This is a genomic window from Nonomuraea basaltis (genome assembly GCF_005893125.1).
Lineage (GTDB): Bacteria > Actinomycetota > Actinomycetes > Streptosporangiales > Streptosporangiaceae > Nonomuraea > Nonomuraea basaltis.
Window position 1 is genome coordinate 68135 of record NZ_VCJS01000019.1, and the last position, 15592, is coordinate 83726.

A 15592-nucleotide genomic window follows, 5' to 3' on the forward strand; every position below is an offset into this window, starting at 1 on the left:
GGACCGCCGATGACATCGGCGGCCCCGGCTGCCACCCGGGCGTGACGACGGGCGCGCCACGTCACAGGACGTTTGGCGACCGCGCCACAGCACGGCGCCTTTGACGAGCGCGCCACGTCACAGCGCATCACGCGGCGGAGCGTCGCCCATGGCGTCGTAACCGTGGCCGCCGGGTGAGCGCAGGAGGGAGGCGGGGTCGATGGGGGCACCCGCCTGAAACCGCCGAGATCCTCATCAGATGCGCTCGGGTCGTGAGAGGGTAGTTCAGACCGGTGGCGCCGGGATGTGACGTTGCTCTACCGTGCCACGGACATCATCGATCGCGGGAGGTCATCGGGGTGAGGCGCGCGGTAGTCGTGCTGGCCGTGCTGCTCGGCCAGATGCTGTCCGGCCAGGGACTGTTCGCCGGGCCCGCGCGCGCCGACGACGGAGCGGGCGGGGCGGGGCGACACGTCGCGAGCCGGATGGCGCCGGACGGCACCAGCCAGGTTGCGCAGGACGGCGCGGGGCGGATGGCCCAGGACGGCACCGGCCAGGCGGCGCAGGACGGCGCGGGGCGGGTGGCGCTCATCGGGGTGTCCGGGCTGCACTGGAACGACCTCACTCAGGCCGACACGCCCAACCTGTGGGAGCTGGCCGGGGCGAGCGCGGTCGGCTCCCTGTCGGTCCGTACGGTCGGCAACGTGACCTGCCCCTACGACGGCTGGCTGACCGTGTCGACGGGCAACAGGGCGGCCGTCGGCTACGGCTGCGGGGCCCCTCCGATGCCGGAGTCGCAGAGCGCGGGCGCGATCATCCCCGACTACCGCTACCTCATCGACGTGGCCGGGCAGCGCAACGCCGGCACCCTGGGCGAATCGCTGAAGGCGGCCGGCAAGTGCTCGATCGCGATCGGCCCGGGCGCCGCGCTGGCGCTGGCCGACCGGCAGGGCGCGGTGCAGAACTACCACGCCTCGCCGCTCCAGGTCAGGACCGCCGACCTGGAGCGGTGCCCGATGATCGCCATGGACGTGGACGACCTCATCCGCCCTTACCTGACCGGCGACCGGCTGCCCAAGGTGCCCGACCTGCTCAACCCCGCCGAGCGCCGCGCCGCGCTGCGCCTGGCCGACGCCAAGGCCGGCGCGCTGCTATCGGTCCTGCCCGCCGACACGACCGTGCTGCTCGCGGGCCTGTCGGACCACGGCTCCGTACCGCACCTGCGGGTGGCGGCGCTGCGCGAGCCGGGCGCGCAGGGCAGGCTGCTCGGCGCCGCCTCCACCCGCCGCGAGGACATCTCGATCCTGACCGACCTGACCGCCACCGCGCTGACCAAGCTCGGCGTGGCGGTGCCCAGCACGGTCGTGGGCGTGCCGCTGCAGGTGGGCGAGCACGGCGCGACGTTCGAGCGGCTCCAGCGCGCCGACGCCACCGCCCAGACCATGCGCTCGGCGAAGGGGCAATACTTCACCACCCTGGCGGTCCTGCAGGTCCTGTTCTACGTGCTGGCCTTCCTGCTGCTGCGCCGCCACCAGCACCTGCCCTGGATACGCCGGGCCGCCGTGGCCCTGGCCGCCCTGCCCGTCACCTCGTTCCTGGTCAACCTGCTGCCCTGGAGCAATCATCTGCAGCTGTTCGGCGGCATGCTGGCCTGGTGGGCGGCGATCACCGCGCTGGCGCTGGCCGGGCCCTGGCGGCGCCGGCCGCTCGGCCCGCTGGCCGTGGTCGCCGGCATCACCGCGCTCACGCTCGCCGGTGACCTGCTCACCGGCACCACGCTCCAGCTCAACAGCTTCATGGGCTACAGCGCCGAGCAGGGGGCCCGCTACTTCGGCCTGGGCAACATCCCGTTCGCGCTGCTGGCGACCGGCACGCTGCTGGCCACGACGGCGATCGCGCACCGCTGGCCGGGCAAGCCAGGGCTGGCCGCGATCGTGGGGCTGGGGGCTTTCGCGATGGTGCTCGGCGGGTCCGGGATGGGCAGCGACTTCGGCGGCGTCATCGCGTTCGTGCCGGGCATCGCGGTGACCGCGCTGATCCTGTCGGGCAAGCGGGTGTCGCTGGTGAAGCTGGGATTGTTCTGCGTGGCCGGCGGGGTGATCGTGATGACGTTCGCCTGGATCAACTATCTGAAGCCGGCCAACGAGCAGACGCACCTGGGCAGGTTCGTGGGCCAGGTGCTGACCGGCGAGGCGTTCGACGTCATCCTGCGCAAGCTGCAGGCCATGCTGGCCACGCTGCTCAGCCCCAACCTGATGCCGATCGTGATCGTGGCCGTGGCGTTCCTCGTGTACGCCATCCTGCGCCCCGAGCAAGCCTCGGCCGGGGTGGTGCCGGCGGCGTTCGAGCACTCCCCCGCGCTGCGGGCCGGGCTCATCGGCACGCTGGTCAGCGGCGTGGTCGGGATGCTCGTCAACGACTCGGGCGCGGCCGTGCTGTCCATGGCGCTGGCGCTGGCCATACCGCTGCTGCTGGCCACCGGCATCGGCGCGCTCTTGCAGCGGGAGGAGGAGTCAGCCCCAGGCGTCGGCGAGCAGCTGGCGCGTGTCGCGAAGTAGCTGCGGCAGGACCTTCGTCTGGGCGACGACCGGCATGAAGTTCGTGTCGCCGCCCCATCTGGGCACCACGTGCTGGTGCAGGTGCGCGGCGATGCCCGCGCCCGCGACGTGGCCGAGGTTCATGCCGACGTTGAAGCCCTGCGCGCCGCTGGCCTTGCGCAGCGCGCGCAGCGCCTTCTGGGTGAAATCCCCCATCTCGACCAGCTCGTCCGGCTGCAGCTCGTCGTAGTCGGACACGTGCCGGTAGGGGACGACCATCAGGTGGCCGGAGTTGTACGGGTAGAGATTGAGCACCGTGTAGACGCTCTCCCCGCGGGCGACGATCAGGCCGTCCTCGTCGCTCATCTTGGGTATCGCGTCGAACGGGCAGTCGTCGTCGGGGCCGGTGCCCGTCGGCTTGTTCTCACCCTTGATGTAGGCCATGCGATGGGGGGTCCACAGACGTTCGAAGCCGTCGGGGGCCCCTGCCCCTGCCTGATCGTGCATAACTAGCAGCATAGGACCACGGACAAACGGGGTGCTCTTCCGGCACAATCCTGAGGACCCGCCTACAGGAGGCCGCGATGAGCGACGCGTTAGCCGAGCACTCCGTCCCGCCCGCCGACAACCCAGTCCCTGCCCCGGTCACCGCCCCCGCGGACGGATCGCCCTCGTACCCGCCGGGGGCGACCGTCAAAGGGCGGATCAAGGTCGCCGACGAGGTGGTGGAGAAGGTCGCCGCCCTGGCGGCCCTCGAGGTGTCCGGCGTCGCCGACATGGGCGGCGACCTGGCGCGGGCGTTCGAGTCCGTACGCGACCGCATCGGCATCGGGTCGCGGCGCGGCACCCAGGGGGTCAGCGCGCAGATCCAGGACCGGCAGGTGGCGATCAGCCTGACGATCGTGGTGGAGTACGGCCACGTCGTGATGGAGGTCGCCTCGGAGGTCCAGACGAACGTGGCCAGGAGCGTCGGCCGGATGCTCGGCATGCGGGTCATGGAGGTCAACGTCACGGTCGACGACGTCCGCCTCCCCGGCGAGGGCCGCCCCGAGCCCGCCGAGGACCCTGCCGACGAGGGGCCCATGGCCACCTGAGCCGGTCGAAAGCCGGCGAGGTCATCGGTTGAACTGGAAGGGCGCGAGGACCGCCGGGCGGCGGTCGGTCAGCACCAAGTCGGCCAGGGCGCGGCCGGTGGCAGGTCCCAGCGTGACACCCAGCATGCCGTGCCCGGTGGCGAGGAAGACGTTGTCGCGCCCAGGAAGCCGGTCGATGACGGGCAGGCCGTCGGGCAGCAGGGGCCGGCCTCCCACCCACGGGTCGCGGATCAGCCTCGGCAGATCGTCCTGGTCGTCGAACCAGTCGCCGAGGTAGCGCCGGCTGCCCCGGGCGATGGCGACGATGCGCTGCCAGTTCAAGCGGCGGTTGTCGCCGCTGAGCTCCATGGTCCCGGCGAGCCGCGTCGTACCGCCGATCTCGGAGGCCACGATCCGGTGATCGCCGAAGTAGAGGGAGTGCTGCGGCGCCGACTTCAGTTCGGCAGTGAAGCTGTACCCCTTGCCCGCCTGCATGGTGAGGCGGAGCCCGAGGAGCCGCAACAGCCGGGGCGACCACATGCCGGCGGCGATGACCACCGCGCGGCAGGCGATCTCGCCGGTGCTGGTGCGAACGGCGGTCACCCGGCCGCCGGTCGTCCGGAAACCGGTCACCTCGACGTGCTCGTGGATCCGGCCGCCGGCGTCGCGTACCACGTCGCCGAGCGACTCCACCAGCCGCCGCGGGTCCAGGACGCCCTCGCCCCGGACCAGGTACGCGGCTCGTACCTCGGGGGACAGCGCGGGGTCGAGCTTGTGCGCGTCGTCTCCCACGACGACGTCCTCTGGCATGTCGTAACGTCCGGCCGCCATCACCTTCTGGACCTGGAGGTGGTGCCGGGCCTTCGACTCGGACAGGAAGGCGTGCACGAGTCCGGGACGCTGGAGGGTGGTGTCCACGCCCGCGTCCGCGAGCTCGTCGTACAGGTCGAACGTGGTTTGGTTCAGATCCGCCAGGGCCGCGTAGCCGCGCCGGAACGTGGTCTCGCCACTGTTGCGCCAGAACCGCCACAGCCAGGCGAGGAACCTGGGGTCCGCCGAGGGCCGGATGTAGAGGGGAGAGTCGGGGCGTCCCAGCGACCGCAGGCCGTACGCGGTCACTCCGGGAGCCGATACGGGCGTGGAGTGGCTGAGACAGACCCAGCCCGCGTTACCCCACGAGGCACCGGAGGCGAGGCTGGACCGCTCCGCCACCTCCACCGCGACCCCGGCGGCGGTCAGGTAGTGCGCCGCGCACAGTCCTACGACGCCGCCACCGATGATGAGGACGGGATGGTCGGTCGTTCCCACCTCACGCCTCCGCGCTGATCGAGAGGTGGCTCGCCAGGAAGGTACGCGTGCGGGCCTCTCGTGGGCTGGACAGCAGGTCTCCCGGCAGCCCTTCCTCCACGATGCGGCCTCCGTCGACGAAGACCACCCAGTCAGCGACGTCACGAGCGAACGTCAGCTCGTGGGTCACCAGGATCATCGTCATCCCGTCCTCGGCGAGCTCCCGCATCACCCTCAGCACCTCGGAGGTCGACTCGGGATCCAGGGACGAGGTGGGTTCGTCGAACAGCAGGACGGAGGGCTGCAGCGCGAGGGCACGGGCGATGGCCACGCGCTGTTGCTCCCCGCCCGACATCTGCTCGGGATAGGCCGTGCCCCGATGGGCCAGCCCCACCCGGCGCAGCAGCCGTACCGCCCGCTCCAGGGCCGCCTGCTCCGGCACGCCTGCCCGCAGCTGGGCGAGCATCACGTTCTCCACCGCGGTGAGGTGCGGGAAGAGATTGAACCGCTGGAACACCATGCCGACCGACCGGCGCAGCTGGGCCAGATCGCGGCTCACGACGCCTTCACCCGAGAAGATCGGATCGCCGTTCACCTCGATGAGCCCGCGATCGGGCTGTTCCAGAAGGTTGACGCAGCGCAGCAGCGTGGTCTTGCCGCCGCCGCTCTGGCCGATGATGCTGACGATCTTTCCGCGGTCCACCGTCAGGCTGACCGCGTCGAGAACCTGGCGTCCGTCGAACGACTTGCGAAGGTGCTCAATCCGGACAACGGTCTCCAATGTGGAGCGACCGCCCGCCGTACTGGACGGTGGCGGCGCATCGAGCAGGCCGCCGTCGGCGAGCAGGGCCGCCGCGGCGTGCAGGCGCCGGCGCCGCCGCCAGGACAGCGGCGTCCCGGCGCGGATGCGGCGCTCGAACCACAGCAGGCCCTGGGACAGGGGATAGCACAGCAGGAAGTAGATGCCGGCGATGACCAGGTACACCTCCAGCGCGCGGAACGTCGCCGAGGTGATCAGGCGGGCCTCGGACATCAGCTCCGCGGCCGAGATCGTCACCAGGAGGGAGGTGGACTTGAGCAGGTCGACGAGCATGGTGTTGGTCCCGGGCAGAGCCAGCCGCAGTGCCTGCGGGAAGATCACCCAGGAGAAGGTGCTGACCCGGCTCAGCCCGAGCGCCTCGGCGGCCTCCCGCTGCCCGTCATGGACGCCGGAGATGGCCGATCTGAAGATCTCGGAAAGGTAGGCGGCATAGAAGATCACGAGGCTGAGCGCCCCTGCCGTGAAGACGTCCAGCCGTATGCCTATGGAGCCCAGACCGAAGTAGGTCACGAAGATGATGGCGAGCAGCGGGATGTTCTTGAAGAGCTCCGTGTACGCGGCCGCGGGCCAGCGGAGCGACCGGACACCGCTCAACCGCATGAGCGCGAGGAGCAGGCCGAGACCGATCGCGCCCACGAAGCCCGCAACGGTGTACTCCACGGTCTTCAACAGCCCGCCGAACAGCTCGCCGGCATAATCCGGCCAGGGCACCTGGAACATGTGTGATCTCCGAAAGGCTCAGATGGACGGCGGGGCCCACTCGGCCGGGCGGTCGACGCCCTGGCGGGTCTTGGCCATGGTGGGCGCCGGCTTCAGGAACTGGTTGGGGTCGGCGCCGTACTTCTGCACCAGCGTGGTCATCTCACCGCTGGCGTACATCTTGCCGATCTCTTCGGAGAAGGCCTTCTCCAGCGCGGTGGCCTGCTTCGGAAGATAGAAAGCGGTCATGTACGGCCGGAAGTAGTCGTACGCCGGATGCGCCTTGACCTCATCATCGGTGGGCGGGGTGAGGTACTGCGTCGCGATCTTCAGTTCCGGACGGGCCTTCTGCGCGGCCAGGATGATCAGCGGGTCGAGGAAGCCGACGTCGATCCGGGCGGCGCCCAGGTCGTCGAGGACTCCGTTGCCGTCGGGGTAGGCGTGCAGCTTGGCGTCGGGCACCTCCTGGATGGACTTGACCCACACATATCCCTCGACCGTGCCGAGTTCGAGTCCCTTGAGGTCGTTGACGGTCTGGTACGTCTTGCCGGAGCCTACGGCCATGGCCGGCGGCGAGTAGTAGGGCGGATCGGTGAAGAGGCCGGACTTCTCGCGCTCGGCGGTCCAGGCTATGCCGCCCACGGTCATGTCGTAGCGCTGCGACTGGACCCCGGCCAGCATGCCGGCGAAGTCCGTGACCTCGACCTTCACCTGGAGCTTGAGCCGTGCCGCGATCGCGTTGACGATGTCGGCGTCGAGCCCGGACATGCCGTCGCCCTGCTTGTCGGTGTAGGGCGCGTACGGCTGGATCGCGACCGTCAGCACCCCGGGCTCGATGGTGCCGAGGGCGTTGTCCTGGGAGGTGGCCGGCGTATCGGACGAGGAGGCGGTGGAGGAGGAGCAGGCCGCGGCCAGAAACACCGCGGCCAGCCCGGCGACCAGTCGCGCCAGCCGCGGACGGGGTACTCGAGAGGTCCACATTGGGCTTCACCCTTCAGGGGAGAAATGGGGGGTTGTAGATCACCGGCGCCGCTTTCGATCGGCGCTCTGGTCGACTGGTCGGCGACTCCCGACTGATGGGTGAACACTAAGTGGACATCGGGTCTGCGTCATTGGTCGACTCATACGAATCCCTACGAGATTCTGAGGAAATCATCATATGATGCGTACATCTCCATCTCGCTCCGCGCTGGGGGACGTCAATGCTGACGCCGTTGATCGCCCAAGAGATCGCCCGAGAAACAAGCACGATCATTGGATTTAACGTCCTCATTACCGATAGAGAAGGCATCGTCATCGGGAGCGGGGACACCGATCGGCTCGGCACCTTTCACGAGGCGTCGGTCGATGTCATGCGCACCTTGCGCTCGGCGAGCCACGGCACCGAGGCCGCTTACCGGCTCATCGGCGTGCAACCGGGCATCACGCTGCCGATCCTGCTGAACGACGAATCCGTCGGAACCGTCGGCATCACCGGCGACCCGGACCAGGTCGAGCGCTTCGGCCGAGTGGTGCGCAACCAGACGGAAATCCTTTTACGGGAGTCCCTGCTCCAGCGATCACTCCTGCTTCGCGAGAGCGCGATAGAGGATGTGCTGCGCGACCTCGCCCATTTCGATCCCGAGATCACCGAACCAGACCTCATCGCGTTCAAGGCCCACGAACTGGGCTACGATTTCCGGCTCAGCCGCTCCGTCGTCGTCATGGACATCGACGCTCCCAAGGAGGCGCACTCGCCTTCAGAGCCCGGCTCGTTCCGTGCGGCCATGCTCCGGGCGCTCCGCCGTACCTTCCCTGATCCGCGGGATCTCGTCGGCAGCATCGCCCCCGGGCGATTCGTCGTCCTCCGTTACCTCGCCATGCCGTACGGCGAGGCCCCGCTCACCGACCTGCTCACCAGGTGCAGAGGCATGGCCGACGACCTCGTGCGGCCCCACGGCGTCGCCTGCCGGATCGGGGTCGGAGGCATCGCGGCTTCGGTCGCGGAGCTCCATGACTCCTACCGGGACGCGACGAATGCCCTGTATCTGATGAATCGCCTGGGCCGTAGCGAACATGTCACGCACATCGCGGACGTCCGGGTCCATGATCTGCTGGCCACGGTAGCGCACGGGGCGCGGGCCAGATTCGCCCAGGCGCTCCTCGGCCCACTGCGGCAGCAACCCGGCTGGGAGCTCACCAGGAAGACCATCACCGCATGGTGCGAGTCGGGCTTCAACCTCGTTCAGGCATCGAGCGCGCTGCACATCCACCGCAACACCCTGGTCTACCGGCTCAACAAGATTGAAGCCCTGCTTGGCCCGAGCTTCCGGGACGCGCGAACCTGCCTCAGCGTCTACCTCGCCTGCCTCATCGACGAGCTCGAGGGTTCCGCCGCGGACTGAGCGCGATCACCGTGTCGGCCCGGGTCCGGCGAAGGACAGTGGGTGACGATCATCCGCACATTGACTCCTCCGTTTCCCTGAAGGGAGCGGCATCTCGCTGAGCCGCTTCCGCTGCCTGGGTCGAGGGCAATCCCAGTGATCGCAGTGGCGTGGCCGAGCCGACGGCTACGCTTGCACGATCAAGAAGGAAGCACACCCGTGCACACCCTGACCGCGAACCACCTCTCCTTGTCCCCCTGCGCGGGAGTTCGTTTCCTGTCCGGTCTGAAGGCCGGAGTGTCCACGAAGGAGGTCCGATGACGACTGATCAGCTCGAACCCGTACCCGGCGACTGGCAACGGGCCCTGGCCATCGTGGCCCACCCCGACGACCTCGAATACGGCTGCGCGTCGGCGATCGCGACCTGGACCGACGCCGGCCGCGAGGTCGCGTACGTGATCGCCACGAGGGGCGAGGCCGGCATCGACACCCTCGAACCCGCCGAGAGCGGGCCGGTGCGCGAACGCGAGGAGCGGGCCAGCGCCGCCGTGGTCGGGGTGAGGAGCGTGGAGTTCCTCGACCATCAGGACGGGGTGATCGAGTACGGCACCGCGCTGCGGAGGGACATCGCCGCCGCCATCCGCAGGCACCGACCGGAACTCCTGATCACGTTGAACCCGGACGACACGTGGGCCGGCGGCGCGTACTGGAACACGCCGGACCACCGGGCGGTCGGCAGAGCGGTGCTGGATGCCGCCGGAGACGCCGGAAATCGATGGATATTTCCTGACACCGACGCCGAGCCCTGGAAGGGCGTCCGCTGGGTCGCCGTCGCGGGCGTCGACTCCCCCACCCACGCCGTGGACGTCACGGACGGCCTGGAGCGGGGCGTGCGGTCACTCATGGAGCACCGGGCGTACATCGAGGCGCTCACCACAGAGAACCCGGAGGCCTACGCGCGCAACCTCATCGAGGGCTTCGCCCGGCAGGAGGCGGAGCGCTTCGGCGGCCGCCCAGCCGTTACATTCCGCCTATTTCCCTGCTAATTCAACAAACAAGGGCTATTTCGGAATCTTCCAGATATTCCTGGATATTGGACGCATCATCCGCGAAGCGTCTGCGACGACCTGGAGATCTTGCTAGGGTTTCGTGCCCTGCGGTGATCCTTCCCGCAGGTCCGCCGGTCGGGCGCGACATACCCGCCCCGGCCGATCCCCCGATCCGAAGGGAAATCCGTCATGACCAAGTCATGGCTCGTCGCCGTCTTGCTCTGCTTCTTCCTCGGCGTGCTGGGCGTGCACCGCTTCTACGTCGGGAAGATCGGGACGGGCATTCTCATGATCGTCACCCTCGGCGGCTTCGGCGTATGGGTGCTGATCGACTTCATCATGATCCTCGTCGGCAAGTTCACCGACAAGCAGGGTCAGCCCCTGGCCAAGTAGCCGGGTCGCGGATGCACGGCGGAGCAGCGTGGCCGCTCCGCCGTGCCGGCCCGTCAGACCTGGACGCGGCGCTCCACGGCGTTGACGATCTCGGCGATCGCCTCGTCCACCGGCACGCCGTTCTTCTGCTCGCCACTGCGGTAGCGGAACGAGACCGCCCCGTTGGCGATGTCCTCATCACCGGCCAGCAGCATGAAGGGGACCTTGGCCTTCTGCGCGTTGCGGATCTTCTTCTGCATCCGGTCGTCGGAGGCGTCGACCTCGATCCGGATGCCGCGCTCGCGCAGCTTCTTGGTCACATCCTGCAGGTAGGACACGTGCGCGTCGGCGATCGGGATGCCGACCACCTGAACCGGCGCCAGCCAGGGCGGGAACGCGCCCGCGTAGTGCTCGGTGAGCACGCCGAGGAACCGCTCGACGGAGCCGAACAGGGCCCGGTGGATCATGACCGGGGTCTGCCGGCTGCCGTCCGCCGCCTGGTATTCCAGGCCGAAGCGCTTGGGCTGGTTGAGGTCGAGCTGGATGGTGGACAGCTGCCAGGTGCGGCCGATCGCGTCCTTGGCCTGCACGGAGATCTTGGGCCCGTAGAAGGCCGCGCCGCCCGGGTCGTCCACCAGCGTCAGCTCCGACTCGGTGGCCACCTGGCGCAGCGCCTGGGTGGCCTCCTCCCACTCGGCGGGGTCGCCGATGAACTTGTCGGAGTCGTCGCGGGTGGACAGCTCCAGGTAGAAGTCCGACAGGCCGAAGTCGCGCAGCACGCTGAGCACGAACCTCAGCAGCGACTTGATCTCATCGGCCATCTGCTCCCGGGTGGTGTAGATGTGCGCGTCGTCCTGCGTCATGCCGCGCACCCGGGTCAGCCCGTGCACCACGCCCGACTTCTCGTACCGGTAGACCGACCCGAACTCGCACAGCCGCAGCGGCAGCTCGCGGTAGGAACGCCCGCGCGCTCTGAAGATCAGGTTGTGCATCGGGCAGTTCATCGGCTTGACCCGGTATTCGATGCCCTCCAGCTCGAACGCCGGGAACATGTCGTCGGCGTACCAGGGAAGGTGCCCCGAGGTCTCGAACAGCGACGACTTGGTGATGTGCGGGGTGTTGACGAACTCGTAGCCCGCCTCCGCCTGCCGCCCGCGCATGTAGTCTTCCATCTCCTTGCGGATGATCCCGCCCTTGGGATGGAAGAGCGGCAGGCCGCTGCCCAGCTCCGGCGGGAAGCTGAACAGGTCCAGCTCGGCGCCCAGCTTGCGGTGGTCGCGCTTCTCGGCCTCCTCAAGGAGCTTGAGGTATTCGTCCTGCTTGTCGCGGGACTCCCACGCGGTGCCGTAGATGCGCTGCAGCTGCGGGTTCTTCTCGCTGCCCCGCCAGTAGGCGCCGCCGGAGCGCATGATCTTGAACGCCGGGATCGACCGCGTGGACGGCACGTGCGGGCCGCGGCACAGGTCCTTCCAGCACAGCTCGCCGGTCTTGGCGTCGAGGTTGTCGTAGATGGTCAGCTGCCCCGCGCCGACCTCGACCGACTCCTCCTCGGCGGCGCCGCCTTTGAGGCCGATCAGCTCCAGCTTGTACGGCTCCGCCGCCAGCTCCTCGCGCGCCTCGTCGTCGGAGACGGCCCGGCGGGAGAACAGCTGCCCCTGCTTGACGATCTCCCGCATGCGCTTCTCGATGCGCTTGAGATCGTCGGGGTGGAACGCCTGCTCGACGTCGAAGTCGTAGTAGAACCCGTTTTCCACGGGCGGCCCGATACCCAGCTTGGCCTCGGGGAACAGCTCCTGCACCGCCTGCGCCATGACGTGCGCGGTGGAGTGGCGGACGATGGCCCGGCCGTCCTCGCTGGAGACCTCGATCGGCTCGACCACGTCGTCCTGGGCCAGGACGCAGGCCAGGTCGCGCGGCTCGCCGTTGACCCGGGCCGCGATGACCGTGCGGCCGTCGGCCTCGAGCGCCTCACCGGCCGTCGTGCCGGCCGCGACCACACGCTCGGCTCCGGCGAGGGTGATGCGTAGCTCGGCTGACACGGTGTCTCCCTTGAGATCGCGCTCCGGCGCTCGGCACCGGCGCTGCTTCGATGGTGAACACCGATGCTATCGCGGGTGAAACCCCAGCTTTGTCAGCTCCTTCCTGCTCCCGTGGAAGACATTGCGGTCGATCGGGCTGTTGGCGTACTGGTGGATGGTCCAGTCACGCCAGGGTCTGGGCACGACGGGCTGGCCGCGGGGCCGCTCCGGGCCGGCGATCCACAGCGGGAACTCCGCCAGGCCCGCGCAGTTTCCGCTGCGTGCGAACGAGAGGTAGGTGTAGACGAACGGCCGCAGCCGGGCGTGCCGCTCGACGAAGTGGCACCAGCGGCGCGCGTACCTGGCGACCTGCTCGGGCCGCATCCCGTCGTCCGTCTCCAGGTCGAGCGCGATCAGGTCGCCGCGGCGCAGGCCGCCGGCCGACCTGATCGTGGCCAGGAAGTGGCGGGCCTGCTCGATGGGGTCGCCCTTGGGCCTGGCGAAGTGATACGCGCCGGAGACGATCCAGCTCTCGCGCATGCCGTTCCAGTTACGCGCGAACCACTTGTCGGTGTAGCCGCCGCCCTCCGTCGCCTTGGCGAAGGCGAAGGCCACTCCCGCGTCCGCGTGGCCGGCCCAGTCGACGGAACCCTGCCAGTTCGACACATCAATGCCTTGGAGCACGCGTTTCACCTTGCCGGATTTTATTGAGATGTCTGCAGATCAGCCCTTCGCCGCGCCGATTAGCAGGTTCCGTGTGCGTTCGCGGTTGCCGAACACGGAGCCCACGAAATCGGTCACCCCTGCCGCCTCCAGCTCCTCGAGCTTGGCCCGCACGGTCTTCTCGTCGCCGACGATGGCCACGTTGCCGGGGTTCGCCGCGCCTTCCCTGTCGAGCATGGCACGGTATGAGGGCAGTTGCCCGTACACCGCGAAGATCTCGTCCGCGCGCCTGATCGCGGCGTCGGGGTCGTCGGTGACGCAGACGGGCAGGCCGCAGACGATGCGCGGCGGCTCCCGGCCCGCCTCGGCCGCCGCCGCCTTGATCGTGGGCGCGACGTGGTCGGCGACGGTCTTGGGTCCGGTCATCCACAGGACGGTGCCGTCGGCCACGGTGCCGGCCAGCTTGAGCATGCGCGGGCCGAGCGCGGCCACCAGCACGGGGAAGCCCGCGCCGGGCGTGGTGAGCCTGAGATCGGCCTTGAGCGTCTCGCCCGCGTACTTGACCTGCTCGCCGCGGCTGGCCGGGATCAGGATGTCGAGGTACTCCTTCATGTGCCGGCCGGGACGCTCGAAGCTGTAGCCGTACATGCCCTCGATGACGATCTGGTGCGACAGCCCGATGCCGAGCGCGAACCGTCCGCCGAGCGCGGCGTTGGCGGTCATGGCCTGCTGGGCCAGCGCGGCAGGGTGGCGCGGGTATGTCGGCACCACGGCGGTCCCGAGCTCGATGGGGGGCGCCTGGAGGCCGGCGGCGGTCAGGGCGGTGATGGCGTCGAGACCGAAGATGTTGGCGAGCCAGGCCGAGGTGAAGCCCTCCTCCGCCAACTGCGTGATCTCGTCACGGAGCGCGCCGATCGGATCGGGTCCCTTTGGCTGATTCAGATAATATCCGTAACGCATGGCAACAGAACTCCATTCTGGTGGCTGACGCGAATGTACCCTCCCACGCGCCGCGCGGTCACCCGCCCGGCGGCACCGCGTTTGTAAAGTGGCGTACATGACGCACGATCGCGCAGGACAGCCCGCTCAGCCCGCCGACCTGGTCGATGTCGCCCGGCTGGTGACGTCCTACTACGCCCTGCATCCCGATCCGGACGAGGTGGGGCAGCGGGTCGCGTTCGGCACGTCGGGGCACCGGGGGTCGGCGCTGAACACGGCGTTCAACGAAGACCACATCCTGGCCACCAGCCAGGCCATCTGCGAATACCGGCACGCGCAGGGGACCGGCGGGCCGCTGTACCTGGGCATCGACCCGCACGCGCTGTCGGAGCCCGCGCGGGTGTCGGCGCTGGAGGTGTTCGCGGCCAACGGGGTCCAGGTGCTGATCGACACGCGGGACGGCTACGCGCCCACTCCCGCGGTCTCGCACGCCATCCTGCGGCACAACGAGGACCGGCCGTCCGGGCCGGCCGACGGCGTCGTGATCACGCCGTCGCACAACCCGCCCGGTGACGGCGGGTTCAAGTACAACCCGCCGCACGGCGGGCCGGCCGACACCGACGCCACCACGTGGATCCAGGACCGGGCCAACCGACTGCTGGCGGGCGGGCTGAAGAACGTGCTGCGGGTCCCGTACGCGAAGGCCCTGGGCATGGTGGGGCGCTACGACTTCCTCGGCGCGTACGTGGACGACCTGCCGTCGGTCGTGAACCTGGACGCGATCCGGTCGGCCGGGGTGCGGATCGGGGCCGACCCGCTGGGCGGGGCGAGCGTGGCGTACTGGGGGGAGATCGCCGAGCGGCACGGCCTCGACCTGACCGTGGTGAATCCGCAGGTCGATCCGGCGTGGCGGTTCATGACGCTCGACTGGGACGGCAAGATCCGGATGGACTGCTCGTCGCCGTACGCGATGGCCTCGCTCATCGCAAACCGGGACAAATACGATATTTCCACAGGAAACGACGCTGACGCGGATCGGCACGGCATCGTCACCCCGGACGGCGGCCTGATGAACCCCAACCACTACCTCGCCGTCGCCATCTCCTACCTGTACGCCCACCGCGACGGCTGGCCGTCGGGCGCCGGGGTCGGCAAGACGATGGTCAGCAGCGGCATCATCGACCGGGTCGCGCAGTCGCTGGGGCGGCGGCTGTACGAAGTGCCCGTCGGGTTCAAGTGGTTCGTGCCAGGGCTGCTGGACGGGTCGCTGGGGTTCGGCGGCGAGGAGAGCGCGGGGGCGTCCTTCCTGCGGCGGAACGGGTCGGTGTGGTCCACCGACAAGGACGGGATCATCCTTGCGCTGCTGGCGTCCGAGATCCTCGCCGTCACCGGCGAGTCGCCGAGCGCGCACTACCGGGACCTGGTCGGGCGGTTCGGGGAGCCCGCGTACGCCCGGGTGGACGCCCCGGCGACGCGCGAGCAGAAGGCCGTGCTCGGGAAGCTGTCGGCCGCGCAGGTGACGGCGTCGTCGCTGGCCGGCGAGCCGATCACGGCGGTGCAGACGTCGGCTCCTGGCAACGGGGCCGCGCTGGGCGGGGTGAAGGTCGCGACGGAGAGCGCCTGGTTCGCGGCCCGGCCTTCCGGAACGGAGGACGTCTACAAGATCTACGCCGAGTCCTTCAGGGGCCCCGACCACCTGGCCAAGGTGCAGGAAGAGGCCCGCTCCCTGGTGTCCTCCACCCTCGGCTGACCCCGCACCCGCCCGCGCTCACCACCCGCCGCCGCGCTGTGGC

The 15592-nt window shown here is 69.4% G+C and carries 13 protein-coding genes; 6 read left to right on the forward strand and 7 right to left on the reverse strand.

Annotated features, from left to right (window positions below):
- Positions 1 to 338: 338 nt before the first annotated feature.
- Complete coding sequence (locus EJK15_RS11855; RefSeq protein WP_240776912.1) at positions 339 to 2537, forward strand: hypothetical protein; 2199 nt, start codon at positions 339 to 341, stop codon at positions 2535 to 2537.
- On the opposite strand, the gene EJK15_RS11860 is transcribed toward EJK15_RS11855, so the two are convergent.
- Complete coding sequence (locus tag EJK15_RS11860) at positions 2493 to 3023, reverse strand: HIT family protein (protein WP_240776913.1); 531 nt, start codon at positions 3021 to 3023, stop codon at positions 2493 to 2495. The two genes, EJK15_RS11855 and EJK15_RS11860, sit on opposite strands and share 45 nt — an antisense overlap.
- A 77-nt stretch (positions 3024 to 3100) precedes the next feature.
- Here EJK15_RS11860 and EJK15_RS11865 point away from each other — a divergent pair, with 77 nt between their 5' ends.
- Entirely contained in the window at positions 3101 to 3610 is a 510-nt protein-coding gene (locus tag EJK15_RS11865) for an Asp23/Gls24 family envelope stress response protein (RefSeq protein WP_138710433.1), read from the forward strand.
- A gap of 21 nt (positions 3611 to 3631) precedes the next feature.
- Here EJK15_RS11865 and EJK15_RS11870 read toward each other — a convergent pair whose 3' ends face one another.
- Genes EJK15_RS11870 through EJK15_RS11885 form a run of 3 tightly spaced genes read right to left on the reverse strand, consistent with a single transcriptional unit; the run spans position 3632 to position 7376 of the window.
- Positions 3632 to 4897 (reverse strand): NAD(P)/FAD-dependent oxidoreductase, encoded by a 1266-nt coding sequence (locus EJK15_RS11870; protein WP_138710434.1) that lies wholly within the window; start codon positions 4895 to 4897, stop codon positions 3632 to 3634.
- 1 nt (position 4898) lies between these two features.
- Positions 4899 to 6416, reverse strand: a complete 1518-nt coding sequence (locus tag EJK15_RS77145) for an ABC transporter permease subunit (RefSeq protein ID WP_206060799.1) — start codon at positions 6414 to 6416, stop codon at positions 4899 to 4901.
- Positions 6417 to 6434: 18 nt separating this feature from the next.
- The gene (locus EJK15_RS11885; RefSeq protein WP_138710435.1) at positions 6435 to 7376 is read right to left on the reverse strand and encodes a substrate-binding periplasmic protein; all 942 of its coding nucleotides are present in this window, start codon (positions 7374 to 7376) and stop codon (positions 6435 to 6437) included.
- 221 nt (positions 7377 to 7597) lie between these two features.
- On the opposite strand from EJK15_RS11885, the gene EJK15_RS11890 reads away from it, so the two are divergent.
- The 3 genes from EJK15_RS11890 to EJK15_RS11900 all read left to right on the forward strand — a co-directional run bounded on the left by EJK15_RS11890 (position 7598) and on the right by EJK15_RS11900 (position 10200).
- A complete protein-coding gene (locus EJK15_RS11890; RefSeq protein ID WP_138710436.1) occupies positions 7598 to 8779 on the forward strand; it encodes a CdaR family transcriptional regulator in 1182 nt (393 codons plus the stop codon).
- Between the two features lie 296 nt (positions 8780 to 9075).
- Entirely contained in the window at positions 9076 to 9804 is a 729-nt protein-coding gene (locus tag EJK15_RS11895; protein ID WP_138710437.1) for a PIG-L deacetylase family protein, read from the forward strand.
- A gap of 192 nt (positions 9805 to 9996) precedes the next feature.
- Positions 9997 to 10200, forward strand: coding sequence for a TM2 domain-containing protein (locus EJK15_RS11900; RefSeq protein ID WP_138710438.1), 204 nt, complete (start codon positions 9997 to 9999; stop codon positions 10198 to 10200).
- Between the two features lie 53 nt (positions 10201 to 10253).
- On the opposite strand, the gene thrS is transcribed toward EJK15_RS11900, so the two are convergent.
- The 3 genes from thrS to EJK15_RS11915 all read right to left on the reverse strand — a co-directional run bounded on the left by thrS (position 10254) and on the right by EJK15_RS11915 (position 13820).
- The gene (gene thrS, locus EJK15_RS11905; protein WP_138710439.1) at positions 10254 to 12218 is read right to left on the reverse strand and encodes a threonine--tRNA ligase; all 1965 of its coding nucleotides are present in this window, start codon (positions 12216 to 12218) and stop codon (positions 10254 to 10256) included.
- Positions 12219 to 12284: 66 nt separating this feature from the next.
- Positions 12285 to 12881, reverse strand: coding sequence for a glycoside hydrolase family 25 protein (locus tag EJK15_RS11910; protein ID WP_171074246.1), 597 nt, complete (start codon positions 12879 to 12881; stop codon positions 12285 to 12287).
- Between the two features lie 39 nt (positions 12882 to 12920).
- On the reverse strand, positions 12921 to 13820 hold the full coding sequence (locus tag EJK15_RS11915; RefSeq protein ID WP_138710441.1) for an LLM class F420-dependent oxidoreductase: 900 nt from the start codon (positions 13818 to 13820) through the stop codon (positions 12921 to 12923).
- 97 nt (positions 13821 to 13917) lie between these two features.
- Between EJK15_RS11915 and pgm the strand changes: the two genes are divergently transcribed.
- The gene (gene pgm, locus EJK15_RS11920) at positions 13918 to 15549 is read left to right on the forward strand and encodes a phosphoglucomutase (alpha-D-glucose-1,6-bisphosphate-dependent) (RefSeq protein WP_138710442.1); all 1632 of its coding nucleotides are present in this window, start codon (positions 13918 to 13920) and stop codon (positions 15547 to 15549) included.
- Positions 15550 to 15592: the final 43 nt, after the last annotated feature.

Excerpts from the sequence above, each read along its gene's own strand:
- EJK15_RS11860 (WP_240776913.1), bottom strand. The coding sequence starts at position 3,023 with ATGCACGATCAGGCAGGGGCAGGGGCCCCCGACGGCTTCGAACGTCTG.
- EJK15_RS11865 (WP_138710433.1), top strand. The coding sequence starts at position 3,101 with ATGAGCGACGCGTTAGCCGAGCACTCCGTCCCGCCCGCCGACAACCCA.
- EJK15_RS77145 (WP_206060799.1), bottom strand. The coding sequence starts at position 6,416 with ATGTTCCAGGTGCCCTGGCCGGATTATGCCGGCGAGCTGTTCGGCGGG.
- EJK15_RS11885 (WP_138710435.1), bottom strand. The coding sequence starts at position 7,376 with ATGTGGACCTCTCGAGTACCCCGTCCGCGGCTGGCGCGACTGGTCGCC.
- EJK15_RS11890 (WP_138710436.1), top strand. The coding sequence starts at position 7,598 with ATGCTGACGCCGTTGATCGCCCAAGAGATCGCCCGAGAAACAAGCACG.
- EJK15_RS11895 (WP_138710437.1), top strand. The coding sequence starts at position 9,076 with ATGACGACTGATCAGCTCGAACCCGTACCCGGCGACTGGCAACGGGCC.
- EJK15_RS11900 (WP_138710438.1), top strand. The coding sequence starts at position 9,997 with ATGACCAAGTCATGGCTCGTCGCCGTCTTGCTCTGCTTCTTCCTCGGC.
- EJK15_RS11915 (WP_138710441.1), bottom strand. The coding sequence starts at position 13,820 with ATGCGTTACGGATATTATCTGAATCAGCCAAAGGGACCCGATCCGATC.
- pgm (WP_138710442.1), top strand. The coding sequence starts at position 13,918 with ATGACGCACGATCGCGCAGGACAGCCCGCTCAGCCCGCCGACCTGGTC.